This is a genomic window from Bradyrhizobium sp. JHI2711 (genome assembly GCF_056156565.1).
On record NZ_JBPZPT010000009.1, the window covers coordinates 70,970 to 92,121 of the forward strand.

The 21,152-nt window shown below is 58.1% G+C and carries 14 protein-coding genes and 4 pseudogenes; 11 read left to right on the forward strand and 7 right to left on the reverse strand.

The genetic code is table 11. The features are described from left to right. Positions 1–687 precede the first annotated feature (687 nt). Positions 688–999: a hypothetical protein gene (locus tag ACTEK7_RS35125; RefSeq protein WP_225130676.1), complete on the forward strand. Its 312-nt coding sequence runs from the start codon at positions 688–690 to the stop codon at positions 997–999. Between the two features lie 667 nt (positions 1,000–1,666). Beyond that, positions 1,667–3,043 (forward strand): annotated as a pseudogene (locus tag ACTEK7_RS35130) (aspartate aminotransferase family protein). Positions 3,044–3,620: 577 nt separating this feature from the next. Here the strand turns inward: ACTEK7_RS35130 and ACTEK7_RS35135 are convergent. Further along, positions 3,621–3,863 (reverse strand): hypothetical protein, encoded by a 243-nt coding sequence (locus ACTEK7_RS35135; protein WP_225130678.1) that lies wholly within the window; start codon positions 3,861–3,863, stop codon positions 3,621–3,623. A gap of 1,435 nt (positions 3,864–5,298) precedes the next feature. Here ACTEK7_RS35135 and ACTEK7_RS35140 point away from each other — a divergent pair. The 9 genes and pseudogenes from ACTEK7_RS35140 to asnB all read left to right on the forward strand — a co-directional run bounded on the left by ACTEK7_RS35140 (position 5,299) and on the right by asnB (position 16,881). Then, positions 5,299–5,832, forward strand: coding sequence for a hypothetical protein (locus tag ACTEK7_RS35140; protein ID WP_225130687.1), 534 nt, complete (start codon positions 5,299–5,301; stop codon positions 5,830–5,832). 55 nt (positions 5,833–5,887) lie between these two features. Next, positions 5,888–6,382 (forward strand): hypothetical protein, encoded by a 495-nt coding sequence (locus ACTEK7_RS35145; protein ID WP_225130689.1) that lies wholly within the window; start codon positions 5,888–5,890, stop codon positions 6,380–6,382. 19 nt (positions 6,383–6,401) lie between these two features. Beyond that, positions 6,402–7,459 (forward strand): annotated as a pseudogene (locus tag ACTEK7_RS35150) (IS630 family transposase). Between the two features lie 609 nt (positions 7,460–8,068). Beyond that, positions 8,069–9,601, forward strand: coding sequence for an IS21 family transposase (gene istA, locus ACTEK7_RS35155; protein ID WP_225130726.1), 1,533 nt, complete (start codon positions 8,069–8,071; stop codon positions 9,599–9,601). 11 nt (positions 9,602–9,612) lie between these two features. Next, the gene (gene istB, locus ACTEK7_RS35160; RefSeq protein WP_225130691.1) at positions 9,613–10,356 is read left to right on the forward strand and encodes an IS21-like element helper ATPase IstB; all 744 of its coding nucleotides are present in this window, start codon (positions 9,613–9,615) and stop codon (positions 10,354–10,356) included. 1,255 nt (positions 10,357–11,611) lie between these two features. Beyond that, positions 11,612–12,712: an MFS transporter gene (locus ACTEK7_RS35165; RefSeq protein ID WP_225130693.1), complete on the forward strand. Its 1,101-nt coding sequence runs from the start codon at positions 11,612–11,614 to the stop codon at positions 12,710–12,712. A gap of 619 nt (positions 12,713–13,331) precedes the next feature. Continuing rightward, a complete protein-coding gene (locus tag ACTEK7_RS35170; protein WP_225130703.1) occupies positions 13,332–13,943 on the forward strand; it encodes a CDP-alcohol phosphatidyltransferase family protein in 612 nt (203 codons plus the stop codon). 29 nt (positions 13,944–13,972) lie between these two features. Further along, complete coding sequence (locus ACTEK7_RS35175) at positions 13,973–14,776, forward strand: formyl transferase (RefSeq protein ID WP_225130705.1); 804 nt, start codon at positions 13,973–13,975, stop codon at positions 14,774–14,776. A 209-nt stretch (positions 14,777–14,985) separates the two neighbouring features. Continuing rightward, entirely contained in the window at positions 14,986–16,881 is a 1,896-nt protein-coding gene (gene asnB / locus ACTEK7_RS35180; RefSeq protein ID WP_225130707.1) for an asparagine synthase (glutamine-hydrolyzing), read from the forward strand. A 437-nt stretch (positions 16,882–17,318) separates the two neighbouring features. Here the strand turns inward: asnB and ACTEK7_RS35185 are convergent. The 6 genes and pseudogenes from ACTEK7_RS35185 to ACTEK7_RS35210 all read right to left on the reverse strand — a co-directional run. Further along, positions 17,319–18,020 (reverse strand): annotated as a pseudogene (locus tag ACTEK7_RS35185) (peptidase C39 family protein). Between the two features lie 9 nt (positions 18,021–18,029). Next, complete coding sequence (locus ACTEK7_RS35190) at positions 18,030–18,539, reverse strand: ABC transporter permease (RefSeq protein ID WP_249786621.1); 510 nt, start codon at positions 18,537–18,539, stop codon at positions 18,030–18,032. Continuing rightward, positions 18,500–18,931, reverse strand: coding sequence for a hypothetical protein (locus ACTEK7_RS35195; RefSeq protein ID WP_225130709.1), 432 nt, complete (start codon positions 18,929–18,931; stop codon positions 18,500–18,502). Before ACTEK7_RS35195 ends, ACTEK7_RS35190 begins: the two co-directional genes overlap by 40 nt. Then, on the reverse strand, positions 18,932–19,795 hold the full coding sequence (locus ACTEK7_RS35200) for an ABC transporter permease (protein ID WP_225130719.1): 864 nt from the start codon (positions 19,793–19,795) through the stop codon (positions 18,932–18,934). It lies immediately after the preceding gene. Positions 19,796–20,060: 265 nt separating this feature from the next. Then, on the reverse strand, positions 20,061–20,624 hold the full coding sequence (locus ACTEK7_RS35205; RefSeq protein ID WP_225130720.1) for an ATP-binding cassette domain-containing protein: 564 nt from the start codon (positions 20,622–20,624) through the stop codon (positions 20,061–20,063). Positions 20,625–20,874: 250 nt separating this feature from the next. Then, positions 20,875–21,152, reverse strand: a pseudogene (locus tag ACTEK7_RS35210) (ABC transporter ATP-binding protein); the annotation flags it as partial.

Consider the following 21,152-nt stretch of genomic DNA (forward strand, 5'->3'; position numbering starts at 1 on the left):
GTCATCAGGCTGAAGGCTGACGTTCTCAGGTAATTCGTGACATGCGGATGCTGCTGGATCAACTGCCAAAGCAGATAGTATTGTCCGGAAGACGAGCTCCACTCTATCCCCGGATCTGCGCGATGGAGGCGCCGGAACACCTGCACAGCGCCCAAACGTCGCAAGAATTGCTCGCTCGTGGCGCTGACGGCCTGCCGCGCGACTACACGATCAGCGCATACTCGGCTGGGAACGCAAGCGCGGCGACATTGGAGCCCCCCTCTGCACTGACTAGAGTTAGTGGCGAGGCGATCTCGCAAGGCGTTTAGGATATCAGCGATCTCGCGAGATGTCTCCGATAGCCTCTGGATTGGCCATTTTCGTAGAGTGCGTAGTTGAACGTATGCTTCGGCTCGCGAACGAGACACAAAATGTTCCATTGTGCTGGCGGGACGACCAGTTTCCAAATCCGTTGCCAAGAAGACCGTCGGTCCGGTCGAATGCTAGGACGATATTCGTCAAGCGTCAGAATCATTAGACCTTGAGAGGTACCGTCATTGTTTGCGAATTCCGCACCACCTCGCGCAGTGCGGCCTTGACCCGGCCCTTTATTTTGTCGCGCAATTGCGGGCCCAACTCCCGATGGATGGCGGCGTCCGGCCCGGCGGGCAGAACGCAGACGCGCGGATAGCCGTAGCCAGCGCGGGCATGACGGATCTCCTTGAACTGATGTTCGAGGGCAGCGTGGCCGGCGCGACGGGGTTTGTAACGGTAGGTCGATCCGTCAAACGTGAGTGCCGCGCGGGTGTGGCGGATCGAGACCTGCCACTCGTTGCTGCTTCGACGACCAGCTTGCGCTTGCGGCCGGGCGTCATGCTATTTGCGGATCGCATCCTGCGGCATCCCTCGTTGAGCGACAGAGTTGCCACCAGCTTCGCCAGCTTGACGTTGTCGCCCTCGAGCAGCAGCCGCATCTCGGTTGGTAGCAGCCTGTCGTGCTTCTTCTTCCAATTAAAGTAGTCAGTCCGACTAATGCCGGCCTTGCGGCAGATCTTGGCTGCGGCGACCAGTCACGGCTCTGCTTGAGAATGAATGCCTTCTGGGCGTCGGGAATTCGAGGCCGTCAGTGTTCTTCCCCCTCCTCAGGGGGAGCCGGTGCTGGAACCCTCGCGAAAATGCCCCGTCTGCCGGCCTCAGATCGTTCTCTCCGGGCCCCGTTCGGAAATTGGGGCCTCTTGAAGGTGTTGCTGGCGATCTCACCAGAGTAGGTAGTGTCGCGATGTCCTATTGATGCGTACGGTCAGCTAGCAACTCGCCACCTGCTGTGATGCAGCTAATCTGAGGGTATCCAGCAGAGGCCGCAACATGCGGGGCGTTAATTGATGAGATCTGCGTCCCCAAGCGTTCTCTGCTGCGCATGCGCCAGGCGCACGCAAGCAAGTTCGTTACTGTGGACCCGCGGACAAAAGCAGTACCGAACCAATATCGAGAGTAGAGGAAACTCTCTGCGGCAGTTTGGCATGAGGGGCTAATCCAGTTTGATTGACGTTTTGATCGCGTGATGCGCAAATTGGTCGATAGTCCCCTTCGCATCCCCGAAGCCGAACGTCAGGGCTCAGGCGTTGTGGCATCGCTATGACTGGTGTCTGCCTACTCAGCACAACTTCAAGAAGACTATGAGGATGTCGTGAACCACAAGAAAGCAGAGTCCAATACGGCGGTTGGATTTTCGCGCGCTGGGAGGCGTTCCGACGAAAGCTTTTCCCGGGGACAAAGAGTGTTCCCCGACGGCACCTCGCGAGTTACGATTGAGCGAGATCCAACTCCGCTTTATATCGAGCGTTGGCCTGGGCAGCTATGTGCTCGATTTCGATGGCCGCCGGTTTCTGGACCTCAATCGCAACTTCACGACGTTGATCCATGGACATGCCTTCGCCCCCGTGGTGGAAGCGCTAGTTAATCAAATTCAGCGCGGCAGCTGCTTCGCAAATCCGACGGAGATCGAGATCGAACTCGCAGAACTACTCTGTGAACGCATTCCGAGGGTTGACCGCGTTCGCTTCGTGAATACCGGGACTGAGGCCGTACTATTTGCGGTCAAAGCTGCGCGGGCCTTCACCGGACGTTCGAAGATTGCCAAGATCGAGGGTGCATATCATGGTGCCTATGACTGGGTCGAAGTCAGTCAAGCGGCGACACCGGAGAACTGGGGTGACGTCATCCAGCCCAACTCGACGCCCTTCTATCGCGGGATGCCTGCAAGTGTTCTCGATGAGGTGATTGTTCTCCGCTTTAACGATGTTGAAGGCGCACATCGATTGATATAGTCGAATGCGTCTGAGCTTGCCGCCGTCATTCTGGATCCGATGCCGAGCCGCGCGGGGTTCATTGCGCCAAAGCCCGAATTCGTAGCTGCTGTGCAGGAATCGGCCCGCAAAAACGGGATTCTTGTGATTGCTGATGAGGTCCTCAATCTTAGGCAGAGCTTTCAGGGGGCTTCCGCACGTTACGGCCTTGTCCCAGACATCATCGCGATGGGCAAGATCATCGGCGGAGGTCTGCCGATTGGAGCAATCGGCGGTCGCGAGGACGTGATGAAGGTATTCGATGCACATCGGGTCGACCACTGCTTCCGCAAGGAGGTACGTTTTCTGCCAATCCACTATCCATGACAGCGGGGCTAGCCGCAATGCATCATCTGGACCATGGGTCTTTTGCTCATCTGGAGATCCTCGGGGACATCGTGCGAACAGGAATCGGTCGGGCAATCTCGAAACTGGGCGCGCCGCTCTGTGTCACTGGAGCCGCCTCACTCTTCCGCATTCATCCGGGGGCAGAAGCTCCGAGTGAATATCGCGAGATCTGTCCCACGCCCGCCGGAGAAACTCTAATGAAGGAGCTAACACGCTTCTTTGCGGAGAACGGCGTCATCCTCCCTTATGGTGCTGCTGCATCGATTTCATCACCTATGACGCGCGCCGACGCGGAGTTCATCGTCGATGTGTTCGCAGGCTTTCTCGAGAGCCGTCAAGACATGCGGGGCGCAATGAGGGTAGGCAGATGAATGGGCTATGTCGGCAGCGCATTTTGGTTTAAGCCTTTAAGAGGATCTTTCGCCTATAGTCTACCGTCCTCGACGATCCCGGTTGGTGAGGGCCGGCGATAATCAGCTGGGATAGTCGGGTGGTAATCGCTCGTCCACACGCCGCTGCTCCCTTGCACGAGTTGAGCGACCGACAGGACCCCTGTCACAGTGCGCTTGGCAGTTTCGTGGTCCGAGTAAGCATCACACCTGCGTGCGCGCAACCTTTTCGACTTTGTTGGCTACACGAGTGTTGCCGTCGTGCCTTGAGTGAGCTCGGCAATCGGAGCCACAGCTTGGCCTAAGGAGCGATAGGTCGCAGCCTTGCACCTTAAAGAACGCTGTTCAGCAGTCCGTTCAGGCCATATACATGGGCGGACCTACGCGCCGACCAAAATCTGACTTATTCTCGTCCTCTAGGCGCAAGATCGCCGTCATGTTTCGCTCCTTGTGATGGCCAAGGCCAGCCTTTATGCATTCTTAAAGGGGATGCGATCTGGCGGTCTGCTGTCGTGGCCTGCAGCAAAGCCAAGTACCTTACTCAATAGGGCTGATCTATTCATCCATGCTCCTCGGGCGGGCCGTGGAGAATAATAAGTTCGATCTCGCGAGATACCTCGAATATAGCTTCTGGATGTAGGCCATTCTCGCAAAGTGCATATTTGAGCGCTTGCGCACGGCTCGCGAACAAGCCACCGAAATTGCCGTTCTGTTCACGGACGACCCAGTTTCCAAAACGATTCTTGCCAACAAGGACGATCGGTTCGGTGGAGTTTCCAGAAGGATATTCGATAAGTGTCATAACCATAGACCATGAGTTTGTAGAACCTGGGGATAATTCTGCTCGTTGCATAGCGTGAGCTGACCAGTCAAAGCGTGTTGTGTTGGCGAGAGAGCATCGCCGTTTTAGGCTGCGAGAGACAGCTGGAAAGGCTTGCTCGCCTACCTTTGAATTGCCAGTTAGACTCGAGCAGCACGACGCTTTTGGCCTGTTTCGTTTCATATATGCACCGTTTTCTTGCACCCATGAGGCGCGGACGACTACCACCCTGAACGTTCGCCGCCGTAATGCGGCGAAGCGCAAAATCTCCCAGCGGTCGGGATTGTCAGCCAAACTTCATCGGTGCTAGGCACGACTAGCACGGGTTCATCGAGGCACGGGTACGTGGAATATGGGGGTGTTGGTGGAGTATCAGGATTATCTGCCGAACTTGGCATCTGCAGCTCCGTCCTTGGATTGCGCTTCAGGATTCGCAGATCCGTATCACGTCTAGAGGACCGCCGCGATTTCAGCCATCTCGCATGGTCGTTGCAGATCGCGGCAACCAAATGCGATGTTTCATTTCGCGAACCATTCGTCGTTCCGGATGACAGAATCTACAGCAAACACCAGGCTTGTCGCGCTATCAATTCTGGGGAAGGCAGATCGCTTCGCCGTCGCTTGAACGAGGAAGTGTACCTACCCCATTGAGACGTCTTTTCTGCTTTTCACCAGAAGATCCGAGAGAAAGAGGCGACTAGGATAAAAAACGCGCGCGAATACATGAGGATCTCGGACGCTTGCCTATGCGCGCTCATCGCTGGCAAAGGCGAGACCACCTTCGTGCTGAGCTCGTCGTTGCGCGCCAAGGCCGTAATCTCATCGCTTCGACAAACCTGCTTAGAAACGTTCGAAATGTGTTCGAGCGCAGCTTCTGTGGGCTCAAGGACTTCCGCCGCATCGCCACCAAACACGCAAGCTCTTTGGGAACTTCTTGGCCACTGTATCGGCTCAATTGAGGCGGGACATTAAGAGTTTAGGCAGGCGGCAGAAGTGGACCGTAATGAGAAAGATCGTAGCGCCCCATTCTCGGCCAATTGATGCGGCAGGTGGACCGTAACCACGGCTTATTCCTGGGTTAGATGTCAGGAATGCACTTTCAGCTAAGCCCTCAAATGCTAGCGACGTGTCGGCTCTGGTCCAGGCGTATACGATTAGCGTTCCTGGCCTTTCATTGAAGTGAGTGCAGAATCGGGTGCGCCAAGAAACGGACTGTGGGGACGCGCAAGATGCCTCTGCGGCCGGCTCGTCGGCAGAGGCGCCGGCCTTTCAGAGGCAGCTGAGCGACGTCGCTCGCCCATCCACTTCCGTGCTCATGCAGGTCCGTGCCCAAGCGGATGCATGGCAATCTGAGGCGCGGTCCGTCATGCGGGCGAGCGCGCACCCGTATCTGCCGGCTCCGGACGGTGAAGGAACAATGCTGAACGCTTCGGCACTCATGGAGCCGAGCCGTGTCTTGGATCGCGCCGTACGGCATAGCGCTTCGCATGACTGGCCAGAGGTCCTGCCTGTGGAAGATCAGCATCGGTTTCAGGTGATCATGAACGAACCCCTCCCGGCATCACCTCTGGAATTAACCGGAGAGGATGAGGCGATGCCGGGCAACTCAGCGCAGCAGAAGAGCCAGCCAATTGGGGTATTGGTAGGTCGCAGCGAGAAGCCCCTTTATGCCGAAGATGCACTCCTTATTCCCCGGCTTAAGCAGGCGCTCATCGAAGGAGGAGCCGCCGAGAGCACCGCCACGAGCAACGTCGGTCATCTGCGCAGCTTCGCCCGCTGGCTCTTTGCAAACAGAAAGCCCAGCATTGCTGATCGGCTTCATAGCGATTCAATGGATGAAGACGTCGATGAGTTCATAGCAAAAGGTGGAACGACGAACGTCCGTTGGGCATTAGCTCATCTGCGGACCTCTCAGTCGATGAGGTATCGCGCCGATCGCTGGCCGCCCTGACCTGACTCCCTATCCAGAGGACGCGAGTCTCATCAAAGAGTACAAACAACAAGCAGTGACGGCCGGAACTTTAGGTACCGCCAGCACCTATGCCACTCTTCTCGCGGATTTCAGCCACTACCTTCGTACAAACAACCAGCCGGGCATTGCGGCGCGGATTCACGACGAGACATGGAATATGGAAGAAGCGCTGAATGAAGAGATCAATCGCTTCAAGGACGCCGGTGGTCATAGAAGTATCGGCGCGGCACTTGAACATCTCCGCGATGGAGCGAGAAAACGCAATGCTCCGCCTTTATATTCCGAAGACGCACAGATGATTTCTACACTTCAAGACGCGCTTGTTGGGGCAGAGTACAAGGAGATCACCGCTATGGTGAATTATGTTCGTCCTCTTCGCAGATACAGCCAGTGGCTCTTTGCAAACAACAAACCGTGCATCGCTGCTCGGCTTAACGACGCGTCGTTGGCCAGCGATGCTGCGGTGTTTGATATAAGTAAAAGGCGGCTCGTTCTTTGCGCACTAGTACCCACTTTTCTTGGATCGTGAGTCGTGATTCAAGATATGGATGATACCCGAAGCAAGAGAAGTCCACCTTTCGAGGAAAGATCGCAAGGTGCTTGAGGCGAGCTGTCGCTCACCGATGACGTTGCAGCGCGATTTGAAGCGGGCGCGGATAGTTCTGTTGGCGGCGGATGGGCGCAGCACCCGGTCGATCGCCTTGGGGTCCAGCCGCGGATTGTCAGCCTTTGGCGGCATCGCTATGCCGACCAAGGCCTTGAAGGGCTGCAAGACAAGGCGCGACCGGGCAAGCAGCCGATTTATACGAAGGCCACTGACAAGCGGATTCTGAAGCTGCTGGACAAGCTGCCGCCGAAAGGGTTCGCACGCTGGACCGGGCCCCTACTGGCCGGGGCGCTGGGCGATGTTGACGTCCAATATGTCTGGCGGTTCCTGCGCAGCCACAAGATTGACCTCGCGGCTCGCAAGTCCTGGTGTAAGAGCAACGACCCGAACTTTACGGCCAAAGCCGCGGATGTCGTCGGCCTCTATGTCGCCCCGCCCGCGAAGGCCATTGTGCTGTGCGTGGACGAGAAGCCCTCGATCCAGGCTCTGGAGCGAGCGCAGGGTTATCTGAAGTTGCCCAATGGCCGCGCCTTGACCGGCCAGAGCCACGATTAAAAGCGGCATGGCACGACAACGCTGTTTGCAGCGCTCGAAGTCGCCACCGGAGAGATCATCGCAACGCACTCTAAACGGCGTCGCCGCGTCGAGTTTCTTGATTTCATGAAAAGCATCACCGCGGCTTTTCCGGACCGGAAGCTTCACGTCATCCTCGACAACCTCAACACCCACAAGAAGAACGAGCATTGGCTCAAGGCCCACCCCAACGTGCAATTTCATTTCACGCCGACAAGTGCGTCCTGGCTCAATCAGGTCGAGGTGTGGTTTTCGATCTTGCAGGGGCAGTCGCTCAGCGGCACCTCCTTCACAAGCCTCAAGCAGCTGCAGGATCACATCGATGCCTACGTCAACGCATACAACGACAGAGCCGAGCCCTTCGTCTGGACCAGGAAAAAGGTCCGTCAGCGCCGTTTCAAAGGCCGCCGTATCACTCCGCTCTGATTCCGGGTACTAGGCGCCCATGCGATGCGAATCCCTGCGCGCAGGGTCCAATCTTCAGTTCGCTCTGGCTGCTGGAGTCCCTAGTCAGGCGGGCCAGCGTCCGCGTCCGACCTGGGCCTGCCGCAGTGAGGAGAACAGGTCTCGATCAAAGGTTTTGCGAGGGCTTTGCGCCGGGCGCGATGTGATGCCAGGAGACACCACTCCGATCCGCCGATGTCAGAATGGCATGGCTGTATTTCGGTGCCATTTTCGCTGACTGTCCTTGGTCTGCCGCCCTCGCGCCCACTCGCTGAGAGCGAGTGTCAGCGGCCATTACCGGCAGGCATTCACGGGTGCAGTCGTCAACAACGGTCTGGTTATGGAATCGGCGTCCGTCTGTAAGCTGATCCGAGACGGCCGGCAAGGGGTGCGGATTCCGCTCGATGTCGCCCATGATTCCGAGATGATCTCGCCCACCATTCCGATTTGAAGTCGCCCGCCCGTTCCGAGATGATTTCGCCCACCATTCCGGGATGATGTCGCCCGGGTGACGAGGCCTGTTCTGGCTCCCATAGGGTCACCCCTTTCGGCTTTGCGAAGGGGACCTGGATGCCGACGGAGAGGCTTGCGATGCGCCGTGTGCGCGATGTGATCAGAATGAAGGCGGCCGGGCTGCCGAGCCGCGAGATTGCGCGACGGGTGGGCGCGGCACCCTCGACGGTGCGGCTGGCGCTCCGGCGGTTCGAGGCCGCGGGCTTGAGCTGGCCGTTGCCAGACGACGTCACCGACACGGTTCTGGAACTTCGCCTGTTCGCCAAGACCGGCAATGGCAACCGTCAGGGTCACCGCCGCATCGCCGAGCCCGACTGGGCGACCGTGCACCGCGAGCTCAAACGCAAGCACGTGACGCTGTCGATCCTGTGGGAGGAATATATCGCCACCGAGCCCGGCGGATACCGGTACTCGCGCTTCTGTGAGCTCTACCGCGCCTGGGAGGGCCGTCTGTCGGTGACGATGCGCCAGGCCCATGTGGCTGGCGACAAGCTGTTCGTCGACTATGCCGGCGATGGCGTGCCGGTGGTGGTCGACCGCCTGACCGGTGAGCGCAGAACGGCGCAGATCTTCGTCGCCGTGCTCGACGCATCGAGCTTCACCTACGCGCAGGCGACCTGGACGCAGGGGCTCGCCGACTGGATCAGCGCCCATGTTGGCGCCTTCGCGGCGATCGGCGGCATACCGGCGCTGCTGGTGCCCGACAACACCAAGGTCGCGGTCATCAAGGCGAGCCTGTACGACCCGCAGATCAACCGTACCTATGCGGAGATGGCGGCGCATTACGGCACCGCCATCTTGCCGGCGCGGCCGCGCAAGCCGCGCGACAAAGCCAAGGTCGAGCAGGCCGTCCTCATCGTCGAGCGCTGGCTGCTCGGTCGCCTGCGTCATCGCACCTTCTACAGCCTGGCCGAGGTCAATGCGGCGATCGGCGAACTGCTCACGAGGCTGAATGAGGAACGGCCGATCCGACGGCTCGGCGTGACACGCCGCCGGTTGCTCGAGGAGGTCGACCGGCCGGCGCTCAAGCCATTGCCGGTGTCCCCCTACGTCCTCGCCGAGTGGCGGATCCGCCGCGTCAGTCTCGATTACCACGTCGAGGTGGAGAAGCATTACTACAGCGTTCCGCATCGTTTCGCCCGCGCCGAGGTCGAGGTGCGGTTCACGGCCCGCACCGTCGAGATCTTCCACAAGGGCGAGCGGATCGCCGCGCATCAGCGCATGAGCGGTAATCACAAACACACCACCGTGCCGGAGCACATGGCCTCCAGCCATCGGCGCTACGCCGGCTGGACCATCGCGCGTATCCGCCAGGACGCCGCCGCGATCGGGCCGGCGACCAGCGCGTTGTGCGACCTCATTCTCGACGAGCGCTCGCACCCCGAGCAAGGCTTCCGCACCTGCCTCGGCATCCTCAGGCTCGCCGCCTCCTATGGGCGCGACCGGCTGGACGCCGCGGCTGCGCGGGCGATCGACATCGGCGCGCGCACCTATGGCTCGGTCAAGTCGATCCTCGCCAACAATCTCGATCGGCGTCCTGCTCACCAGCGCTCCGCGGACGATGCGCCGATCCTGCATGCCAACATCCGCGGACCGCGCTACTACAATTAGGAGATCATCCCTTGCTCACCCATCCGACCCTCGACCGCCTCAACGCCCTCGGCCTCCACGGCATGGCCAAGGCCTTCGCCGACATCGAAGCCACCGGTGAGGCCGCAAGCCTCGGTCACGCCGAATGGCTTGCTCTGCTGCTCGAACGTGAAGCCTCGCTGCGGCACGACAAACGGCTCGCCACCCGCCTGCGCTACGCGAAGCTGCGCCAGCAAGCGTGCGTCGAGGACATCGACTACCGCACCCCGCGCGGCCTCGATCGCCCGCTGTTCGCCAAGCTCGTCGAGGGCCGCTGGATCGACGACCATGCCAACCTGCTGATCTGCGGCCCGGCCGGCGTCGGCAAGAGCTGGCTCGCCTCGGCGCTCGGCCACAAGGCCTGCCGCGACAATCGCTCCGTGCTCTATCAGCGCGTCCCGCGCCTGTTCGACGATCTGGCGCTCGCCCGCGGCGACGGTCGACATCCCCGCCTGTTGCGCGGCCTTGGCCGTGTCGATCTGCTGATCCTCGATGATTGGGGGCTCGAGCCGCTCGATGCCAGCGCCCGTCACGACCTCCTGGAAATCCTCGAAGATCGCTACGGTCATCGCTCCACCATCGTCACCAGCCAGCTTCCTGTGGACCAGTGGCATCTGCTCATTGGAGATCCCACCTATGCCGACGCCGTGCTCGATCGCCTCGTCCACAACGCCCATCGGCTCGACCTCACCGGTGAGAGCCTGCGCCGAACTCGGCAATCCGCCCGAAAGACCTGAGCCCGTGGCGCTGTGGACATGCCGCTGCGCTTGGACAACGCAATCGCGTTGCCCACATGCCCACAGCAAAAGCAGACCGAAGAAAACAGGTTCAAGTTGCGATTCCAGATTGACCACGCGGCTTGACCGATGCCAGAAAACCAAGCGGCCAGAATGCCCCGCCACTGGGCGAGATCAAATCGGAAAGGTGGGCGACATCGCCTCGGAATCCACGGGCGACTTCACATCGGTACGCCTGGGCGACTTCGTCGGAATCCGCAAAGGGGAGACGGACCTCGCCTCATCTGGAGTCTCAGGCTGTCGCGGAAGCGGCAAATTTACGGACAGTGTGCGCTCCTCTTCTGGCGGCGATTTCGTTAGCAACGCCTCGCCAATGATAAGAGAAACGATACGACGACTCGTCGGGTTTGTTGGGTTCGCGACAGTGTTTCAGCCTGGTTCGCGGAGTCGAACCCACTAAGAAGTGATCGAAAGGGTTGGCCTGCGCAATCAGCGAACTGGCACGAGTTTTGATGCTTTCCTTGGCGCGGCAGAAGCTGCCGGTTGGCATCGTGCCCCGGGTTAACGTCATCGGCTGCGGGGAGGAGGGTGCCAACCTCGCTCAAATCGCACGCGATCGAATGGTGGGAATCGCCGCGTTCACGACCTGCCGACGGTGAGCGCGAGCAATTGTCGAGCTCAAGAGAAGATGTCGAAAATTGATTCCAGTCGCTCTCTTGTGGCGGCGCGAGCTGGCCTAAAAGTTTGTGCGCGTTCGGGGCCTCTCCTATTTACTTGAGCGTCAGCACCGCAGTCGGCTCTGTCTGTTCGAAGAGTTGCAGGAGATGCCTTATGAATCCGGATATTCATCGCAACGGAGTGTCGTATGCTAGCCCTGCCGCGGGTCAAGTGCTGCGCGATCTTGGCGTCGAACCGATCATTAATTGCACCGGCGTGCGTACCTCCTACAGACCACGGTACATCGAGACCCACCGCGCAGTCGCATGGCCGAGTCAATACAATTGGTGCGATCAAACGGCTGCCAAAGTCCGTCTTGCCCCGTAGCTCGTGTCATTCACCATCGCTGGAATTAATCTGTTCGGGCGAAATCGGAGGCGAACAGAACCTATTGCACCTAATCCGTAGTAGTTGAGGCACTCGGCGATGCGACACCGAACCGAGAAGATCGCGCCCCATCCGGGAGGATGACTGGCTGATTGTTGTAGCACTGGGCGGTGCAGGAATTATCAGCTACGGCACACTTTATTATTGTGTGGTGGCCATTGCAAAGGAGGCTTCCCATGACCTCGTAGTCACAGAGGACTGGTTAATTGGTTGTTTCTCCTTTGCCTTGCTTGCTAGTGCGCTGATGTCCCTGGTTGCCGGTCGCCTCATGGACCGATACGGCGCAGGCAAGACAATGAAGGTCGCCTCATTCGTTAGAGCTGTTAGCCTGGGAATTGCAGCAACTTCTTGGAATGCGGTCGTCTTTGCAATCGCCCTGTTCGGTATGCAACTTGCGTCGGCATTTCTCTTTTATGAGGCGGCTTTCGTATTTTTGGCGCAGCGAGATGCGATCCATGCGAAACGGCAAATGGCTGCCTTGACATTGATCGTCGGTTTCTCGTCGACGCTGTTTTGGCCGTTGACCTCGTTGCTGCTCGCATCGATATGCTGGAGGCAAGTCTGTTGGATCTATGGAGGCTACAATGTTCTCCTCGCGCTACCTTTAATCCAATTGGCTCTTGGAAAGTCGTCCGCAAGGCTTGGAGATCTGAATACCGTCTGTGGCTCGCGAGACCAGTCCTCTTCCAAGCCGATTGGCCTCGTCCTCATAACGGTAGGATTCTCGCTGACGACATTTGCTTTTTCAGCATTGCTTAGCCGGATGATTCCCATCCTTTCGTCGATCGGCTTAGACCCGCAGGAGACAGCGTTAATTTCCGCACTCTTCGGCCCGTCACAGCTCGCAGTACGGTTGTTTGCAGGATGGTTTAGCGTGAGGATTCCCCCATTCAACTCACCCTTCTCATGTGTTATGCTTTCGGCGGCTACAATCGTCATTGTGCTGGCGGCTCACTCTCTCGTTGGAATTGCAATCTTCGTTGCCCTGGTTGGGTTTAGCTCTGGTCTAAACAGCATCTGTCGAGGAAGCTTGCCGCTGTCAGTCTTCGGGCCGGGCGGGTATGGAACACGAGTCGGGTTGATCACGACTTTCCGATTGTCGACGGCCTCGTTTGCGCCGTTCTTCTTCAGCTTCGTCCAAAACAACTATGGGCTTGGGCTTGCCTTGGCTTCACTAGCCGTCTGCGCAGTAGCAAGCACGCTTTCATTCGCATTCGTGGGTATCCGATCAAAGCGGGAACCAGGCCAATGAAAAGTGGGTTGATCGGCCTGACTGCGAGCCCGACGTGAACCGGATCGTCAATAAGTGTTCGCCACCTTAGATCAACGATCGCAAGTGTCTGAGTCTAGGCCATCACGCCGAGCTCGACGTTCGCGCGCATTCTGGAAGCCGTGGTGTGCGCGAGGGGGATCAACTGAGCGGTCCAACTGCAGTGCCAAATGGGAGACGTATCTCGGCTTCGCCGGGCCAGAGCTCAAAATGCAGATGTCGCCCCGCTGAGGAGTTGCACGTTGGGATTATCTGGACGCTAGACTTGGTCATCGCGATCGCGACCGCCATTTGCCGCAGCCCCATTTTGCGTCCTGCCTTGGGCATGCCAACAAGCGCCCGCTGGCGGTCCTTTCGAGGCGATTGAACAGCAGCGGCTATGGGAGAGAACGTCAAGGTAGCCGACCACAGCTCGAGTCCGCCTCGGCCCCACATTTGCATGAAGGCTGCCGTCTTCGCTCGCGGAACCACTAAGCTGACCTACTAGAACCGGTAGTTTGCGGACATTTCGGGCCCCGCCCAATTTAAGTTGCGGCCGCCAACCAGCCGCATGGGCTCAGGTTTCGATCGCTCTCGGCAGAGAGAGCAACATCGAGGTTCGATGATCGCATATTTATCTGACCGCGCAAATGCCGTTACTGCCGTGGGGCTCCTGTGCTGTGGTGCAGCGATGGGGCTCGTGGTGAAAGGACACTATGAGGCGGGAGTCGCGTTCGGTCTCTGGGCGATCATCGCTGATGATGTCGACGGCGAAATTGCCCGGCGCACCAAAGGTCGAACAATGGCTACCAAGGCCATTGGTAAAGCTCTCGATGCTTTCTCTGACCTCTCGTTTGGATCAGTCATCCCGGCGATTGTCATCGCATCTTTTATCGAGTTTCCAGCATCTGCGGTGTTCACAGCGTTCGTGATGCTCATCGGAGCTCTTCGTCTGGCATATTTTGACTATTTCGGATTGGACGAGCGTGGTCGTTCGACCGGTCTACCTCTCTCTTACGCTCTGCCGATGCTGGCCGCGATCTTGCTGGTTGACCACACTATCGCGCCGCTTGAGTTGGGTGTGGTTCTTCCAGCATTCTTTGTACCGCTATCTTTGCTCCACATCGCCCCTTTCAAGATCAAAGCCTCTGGCAGTCTTGTGCATGTGATAACCATCGGCGTGGCGGCCACTGCGTCCGCCGGATTATTGATGACGAGTAGAGCGTTTCAATAAGCGGGCTTGCAATGTCTCAAGGAATAGAAATGTCCAGCTCAATCAACCGCGTGGTATTTGCCGGCACCAGGGGACTTGCGACCCGCTGTCTTCTGTTCGTCATCGAGACCTGCGGCAAAGACCACATCGCCGGCATTCTCGGCGCTTCCCGGTACGAGAAAACTTGGTGGCGGCACGAAACCAGTGAGGAGCTTTGGGAAGTCGCAGACCGCTTCGGAATACCCTTCTTCGAGTCGATAGATGATGTTCCTCATCTCGGAACGTTTCTCGTAAGCGTCATGTGGAACAAGATTTTCCCGCCCCATATCCTCGCACGGTTCGACGGAGGGGGTGTCAATCTTCATCCGGGCCCACTCCCTGGATATCGCGGCAGTTTTGCGCGGACGCATGCCATACTCAATGGCGAGAAGAGCTTTGGGGTAACTGTCCACTATCTCCCAGAGCGGGTCGATAGGGGCGATATTATCGGCGAATTGCAGTTCCCTGTGCTGCCTTTCGAGACCGCCCTCTCTTTAGACACCAGAGCGCAACTTTATGGATACGCTCTCTTCTGCCAAGTGTGGCTGCGTTTGTTGGACGGATCGACGACCTGTCGCTCACCAGACGAGTTGATCGGTCAAGAAAAGCGCAAGGCTTGCTTCTATCCCATGCGCAAGATGACCGCACTTTTGGATTCGTCAGACGTTCCACGCAGCGCCGAAGAACTCGATCGGCTCTATCGCGCTCTATATCTTCCACCACGCATTGAGCCTCCCAAGTGGCTCGTCGAACGAATCATGACTAATGAGGTTCGGACGCTCCTTCTGGATTCTAGCGCCGGCGGTAAGGCGTGACTTGGCGGGCAGCGCGGCAGCGAGCTCGAAATATGAGACCGCGCTTCTCGAGGGCGTCCGTGACAGCCGAAGTGTGCCTGCGAATTGCCGCTCATCGACTGAATGTGCTCTGGCTCTGGACGTTGTTTTTGTAGTATCCAGCCTACCGAGGGGTGCCGGCGAGCCGACGCCTTCCGCAGAGCCAGCTTAGCGCGCGAAGGAGGCTAGCTGTGTGTGGGATTTGCGGATTTATCGGACGGATTACTGATAAGTCAGTGACCGAGCGGAACCTCGCGCGTTGCGCTCAGACGCTGGCCCATCGGGGGCCCGACGCGAGTGGCAGTTGCGTGACCTCTTCCTTTGCCTTTGCGCATCGAAGGCTCGCGATCATTGATCCGGATCCGAGGTCAAATCAACCGTTTCTCGATGAGGAGCTCGGCCTAGCAGTCACGTACAACGGCGAGATCTACAATTTTCGCGACTTAAGGCGGGACTTGCTCCGACATGGATACCGATTTCGCACAGAGTCAGATACCGAAGTACTTTGCAAAGCATTTTCTTGTTGGGGGATTAATAGCGTCGAACGTCTGCGGGGAATGTTTGCTTTCGCAATCTACGATCAAAAGACGGGGACAGCGTTCCTTGTCAGAGATCGGCTTGGAATTAAGCCGCTATATTACGCTTGCGCGGATAATGGCTTTGTCTTTGCCTCACAGCCGTCAGCCATCCTGCAGTGGCCAGGGGTCAGCTCGAAGCTCGATTCGGTTGGATTATCAACCTTTCTCTCCTACCGTGCCGTCTTCGGCGAGAGGACGTTATTTGCAGATATTCGGAAGCTGCAACCCGGCACTTGGCTGAAGATCACGGCGCAATCGCACGAGCATAGGCGCTGGTGGGATTCTGCCTGCCTCGACGGTGGTGGTGGTGATTGCAGTTCTCTTGAAACGTTGATCGGCAGCGCCGTGGAGGAACATTTGGGGGCCGACACGCCACTGGCTGCGCTGCTTTCCGGAGGACTGGATTCCAGTGTCTTGGCTTTCGAGCTTTCAAGGCAGTCTTCGCAAAAGCCGACATGCTTCACCGGCATCGTATGCGGCGGACTTTACGATGAAAGCCCTTATGCGGTTGAGGTCGCGAAATCTCTCAAGCTAGCCCATGTCTTGGTCCGGCTGCCCGGGGCAACGAGCCTGGATGTCGTTAAACGCCTTACCGCATTACGTGGTCATCCAGTCGGCATGCACAACGAAGCGGCGATGTATTTGCTTGCTCGAGCAGTCAGCCACTCTCACAAGGTTCTCCTTACCGGCGAAGGTGCCGACGAGATATTCCTTGGATATAGCCGGATCTTCAGATTGCCCTTTGACCTTTGTCGACAGGCATTGCTGGCTGCTTTGCCAGATGTCATTGGCCGCCCGGCGCGGCGTCATCTCGGCCTTCCCAAGTTCAAAGCAAGCGAATTCGAGTTCTTTCTCGCCCGGTACACGTACTTTCCCCAAGCCGAGAAGCTGGGGCTGGCGACATCGGCATGGAGAAAGGACATTGTTCACGATGCGGAGCTGATCGACTGGATGAACAATGCCTACCATTCAGGCGGGGTTACCCCGGCCGAGCGCATAAGGCATTTCTTCGTAGGGCATCATCTGCCAGCGCTGCTTGAAATGGTCGACAACACCACGATGGCGGCCGGGGTGGAGGCTCGAGTGCCCTTCACAGACCATCGGATCGTTGCATCGGCTCTGCGCATGTCATTCTCAGAACATCTGCGTTGGAAACATGCCTTCGCCCCATTTCATGCGGCCTTCACGCCGATTGAGAAATTTAGCGAAACGCTCGACGTCTCCAAGGCCGCTCTGCGCAGTCTTTACAGAGATCGTCTGCCCGCAAGTGTGATCACCAGGAAGAAGCTTGGGTTTCCGTTACCTCTTGGTAAGTGGGCGACGGACCCGAGCTCGGCGCCCTTTCGTGACTTGATCTTCAAAGAATCTCCTGCGATCGCCGACTATCTCGACGTTGGTGCTCTCCGGCGATGGTACGCACGCCGCTCTCAAGCGGCGAACGATGCATTCGGAAAACAGCTCTGGTTGATCTGCAATCTAGAAGTCTTCCTTCGTCAACTATCTTCATAGAGGTTTTGTAGGTTTGGAATTGCCGTCGGCCGAAGGCGAACCGGAATTCGGCGTCGCTTGCGAGAAGACCTCGAGCCGATGGACGCGGAGCCCGATAATATTACGCGAGGCTGATACGCGAATGCGCCATCCAGTGCGAACGATGCGTTTTGAGGGAATCTGAATCTACGCTGACTTACGCGAATGCATTGGAAAAGGACGCTCGCCTTTATAGCTGCCTGACGGTTGGCGCCCACCAAAAAGGTTCGCTTCTCGGACGCGTGCAAGAGTGCAGGGCCAGGCCTCATGAAGGTTGGTTTATGCTGCTTTTGATGTCGGTGCATACCGGCCCGCCCGATCGTAGGCCGCTCGAGAGCACCATTCGAGACCGATCTGACTTAGCTACATGTGGGCTTTTCGCACCAACCGAATGCATCAGCGTTCGGAGCCACAAACGGTCAACGTGTCGGCTGTTGGGTAGCATAAATCTTGGGAAGCGGAAGCTCAACATTCGCCATCTTTGGAAGACCCGCAAGGATCACCGCCTTTTCCCGGTTGGGGCCGAACTCCGTCATGCTGGCAAAGCTTGAGTGGTCGACGCGCGTGGCAACACCTCCATCAGCGGGCTCTTTGAGAGGATCATTGAAGAACACGTTATCGACGTCGGTCCCGGTCACCACCACCCAATGAGTGATGGTTTTACCTTCGAACTCAATGCTGATCATCACAATAGGATACCACCCTGCCGCCATCTAATTCGAGAGGTCATCGAGGCTGTAAGTTCCAACATGGACGGGGATGCCGCGCTGGTACGCTTCGGCGAGATCTCGCTCCTGGAGAATGTGCATCACCTCCATCTCGCCGCCTTGTGAAGTGCGAGACTGAAGAAACAGTCCATCATGGCTCACAACAACAAGCGCTGCGAAGCCGCGGCGTTTGAGAGCCAAGGCCAAGCCGACCGGGCCGCAGCCGCCGTGAATGGTCGTTGCCTCTCGCCAGATCTCGAGCTCAGCTGTTTCACTCGGCTGATATCGCTCGTCCAGCGCGGACATGACCATCACCAGGGAAGATGGTCCACAGGTGGACTTCCTCTTTTGCCGATACAGAGGAACATTCCTGACCATTTGATTTGTTGAGCTTTCGAGGTCGGGACGCGACATGAGGTCACCTCAGATGGACTTGAAAGAAGCTGGGCGAGGTCCCGTCTGGCGCAGAGACTCGCTGATCGTCATCAGTGCGATCGCCGTCGCTGCGATGACTAGGCCCGGTGCGAGGGCGATCCACCATGCGGTCTTCAAATAGTCTCTGCCGAATCCCACCATATTGCCTAAGCTCGACATCGGCGGTTGTATCCCCAGTCCTAGAAAGCTCAGGGTGCTTTCCAGTAGAACCGTCTCGGTGAGCCCAAGGGTCATGCCGACCACGACGGTAGGTGCACAGGCTGGGAGAATATGCCTTGCGTAGATATGGACCCGCGAAGCGTTGTAAGTTCGTGCCGCCGTTACATGGAGCCGGTTGCGGGCCGTCAAAGCCAGCCCTCTCGCGATGCGGGCGTGGCGCTCCCAACCGTGCAAGCCCACAAGACAGACAAAAAGTGCCAGCAAATTGCCAAATATCGTGATGACAAGCAGTGCGGTCATCATGAACGGCATGGCAGCCTGCATATCGACGAGTGCCATGAGTCGTCGATCAATCCGCCAGGCTCGGCAGCGAGGAAGCCCAACGAAACGCCCAGCAGGGTACTAATGAAGGTCCCGCCCACCGCAACGAGCATGCTGATCTGGATCGAATATATCAAGCGTGCCAGCACGTCCCGGCCGAGCTCGTCAGTGCCCAACAAATGTTCCAGCGTGCCGCCGAAGAATATTGGTGGCGTAAGCCGTGCATCCAAGGAGATTTGTGCTGGATGATAGGGGGAGATCACCTGGGCCAGTACGGCAATCAATAGACATGCGACGATCCACATTGAGGCACCATACAGTCCTACCTTGGCTGGCTTACGCGGGTCGCGTGGGGCTTTCGGAGAACGAAAGATGTTGCAGGTCCATTCATGCGGCCAGGCGGTGCTCATCTATGTCTCCGAGGATTTGGACCGCGGATCGAGCCAGGTGTAACCGAGATCGACGGCCAGGTTGGTCATGATCATCGCGGTGCCAGCAAGCAGAACAATTGCCTGCACCACTGGAACATCTCTGCTTCCGACGGATGTGACGAAGAGATTTCCAATACCCGGCCATGAAAAGACCGTCTCGACTAGTATCGAACCAATTACCGCTCCGCCGATAAGCAGGCCAAGTATGGTCAGGATCGGAGCCGCCGCATTGGGGAGTACGTGGTGGATCAATATTCGCGAGAACGGAATGCCGCGCGCAAACGCCGCCAACACATAGCGACTGTCCAGCGATTCGCGAACGCCACGCGGGTGTACCGTACAAGGACGGCGGAGCTTGCGGCCGCCATGGTTACTGCCGGCAAAGCCAAGCTGCGCCAGCTCTCCGCGCCGCCGGTCGGCAACCAATTGAGGTGAAGTGCACACACGGCCTACGATGCTCGACGGAAACACTGCGGCAGCTATTCCTCCCGCAATGCCCATGACCGCCGCCAGGGTAAGAGCACAGCAGGTGAGTATCAGCGTCAATGCAAGGTGGCTGAGGACGACACCGAGTGCATCCTGTCGATAGACGTATGAGACGCCTAAGCTTCCTCGGACGACGTTATGGAGATAGGCCAGGTATTGCGCTAGGATGGGGCGATCGAGCCCCAATTCGCCTGAGTATGCGGCGGGCATGTCCGGGGTCGCGTCGGGCCCAAGTAAGACGGTCACCGGATCGCCAGCACAGCGCATAAGAATGAATACGCTCGTCACCATCAGAACGAGCGTGACCAATGCGCGGGCAATTTTGCTCGTAAATACCTTATGGGCGTTGCGCCTCATGCGATTATCACCTCTCTGCCGGCACGTGCCGAGGCTCTGTGGGCTGCGAACAAGGTGTTGAGCGCGTTGCCATTTCGACCCCGAGTTCGGAATTGGGCACCGCCCTGACCAGGGACTTCATGTAATCTGTCTTTAGGTCGAGCAGTACCTGATCGCGTGAACCGCTCTCAACAATGCTTCCGCGCTTCAGGACCGTGATCTCTGAACAGAGATGGCGACGGATCTGATATCATGACTGATGAATAGCAGGGACAGGCTGCGGCTCTCACGCAGATCCGACAGAAGGTTCAGGATCTGGGCTTGAACAGTCATGGAGTGCGGAGACAGGCTCGTCACAAATCAGAACCTCGGGATCGAGAATAAGCGCTCGCGCTATATTGACCCGCTGGGCCTGTCCGCCGCTTATCTGATGCGGTAACTTCCCAAGGATCTCGCCCGATAAGCCGACGGCGGAAATTGCTGCAGCCAGCCGAGCCTGACAAGCGGAAGACCTCATCCTGAAGTTCACAAGCAGAGGCGCGACAATCTGTTTGCCGATCGGGGTGACTGGGTTCAGCCCATCGAGAGGGTTCTGAAAGACAGGTTGCACACGGAGGCGGAACGGAGCCAATCGATTCGGCGTCAGCAGCTCGCCGTCAAAAAGGATCTGACCCGCTTGTGGCGCTATCAGACCAAGCAGAAGCTTCGCGATTGTGCTTTTGCCGCTGCCGGACTCCCCGATCAGTCCATGGGCTTTCCACGCCGGATGCTCATGTTGATCTTGCGCGGCCTCGAGCCGCCAGGGACCTCCGCAGCGGATCGGCGAGAGCCCCGTAACAAAAATCGACATTGCGCAGTTCGAGGATCGGTTCGGGTGATGCTGGCGCTGTACGAACGCGAGCAGGCCCGATTGGCGTGGTCATTTCATGGCTCCAAGTTGTGGCATGCCACCACCTGTTGTGGAGTGCCCTGCAACACGGGCGCTATGTGCCGGCAATATCCAGTGTTCCGGAGCACCGAGATGCAAAATTGCACCCGGCTTGGCGCTGGGTAGGTTCAGGCAGGCTAGCTGAAGAGCTGTGCAGACGCCGGGGATGCCCCTAAAGTGGGGGGACAGCCGAGAATAGCGCGCGCGTATAGGGGTGCAGGGGAGTTCGAGCGGCGAGATCGGCGCGCCCCACTTCGACCAACTGGCCGGTGTAGAGAACGCCGATGCGATCCGACCACTGCAGGGCAACTCCCAGGTCATGGGTGACCTGCCACTGCATTTTCATCCAGCGGCAGTTAGAGTCTCGGGGTTTTTGTGCAGCGAGACCGAACTTTGGACCACCCGGAACTAGAGTTTTGCGCCTCTGATCACGTTGGCGGGCTGGTGGCG

Bases quoted from the DNA above. Each gene is read 5' to 3' on its own strand.
- ACTEK7_RS35125 (WP_225130676.1), top strand. From the start codon at position 688: ATGACGGATCTCCTTGAACTGATGTTCGAGGGCAGCGTGGCCGGCGCG.
- ACTEK7_RS35135 (WP_225130678.1), bottom strand. From the start codon at position 3,863: ATGACACTTATCGAATATCCTTCTGGAAACTCCACCGAACCGATCGTC.
- ACTEK7_RS35140 (WP_225130687.1), top strand. From the start codon at position 5,299: ATGCTGAACGCTTCGGCACTCATGGAGCCGAGCCGTGTCTTGGATCGC.
- istA (WP_225130726.1), top strand. From the start codon at position 8,069: ATGCGCCGTGTGCGCGATGTGATCAGAATGAAGGCGGCCGGGCTGCCG.
- ACTEK7_RS35170 (WP_225130703.1), top strand. From the start codon at position 13,332: ATGATCGCATATTTATCTGACCGCGCAAATGCCGTTACTGCCGTGGGG.
- ACTEK7_RS35175 (WP_225130705.1), top strand. From the start codon at position 13,973: ATGTCCAGCTCAATCAACCGCGTGGTATTTGCCGGCACCAGGGGACTT.
- ACTEK7_RS35190 (WP_249786621.1), bottom strand. From the start codon at position 18,539: ATGGCACTCGTCGATATGCAGGCTGCCATGCCGTTCATGATGACCGCA.
- ACTEK7_RS35195 (WP_225130709.1), bottom strand. From the start codon at position 18,931: ATGAGCACCGCCTGGCCGCATGAATGGACCTGCAACATCTTTCGTTCT.
- ACTEK7_RS35200 (WP_225130719.1), bottom strand. From the start codon at position 19,795: ATGAGGCGCAACGCCCATAAGGTATTTACGAGCAAAATTGCCCGCGCA.
- ACTEK7_RS35205 (WP_225130720.1), bottom strand. From the start codon at position 20,624: ATGTCGATTTTTGTTACGGGGCTCTCGCCGATCCGCTGCGGAGGTCCC.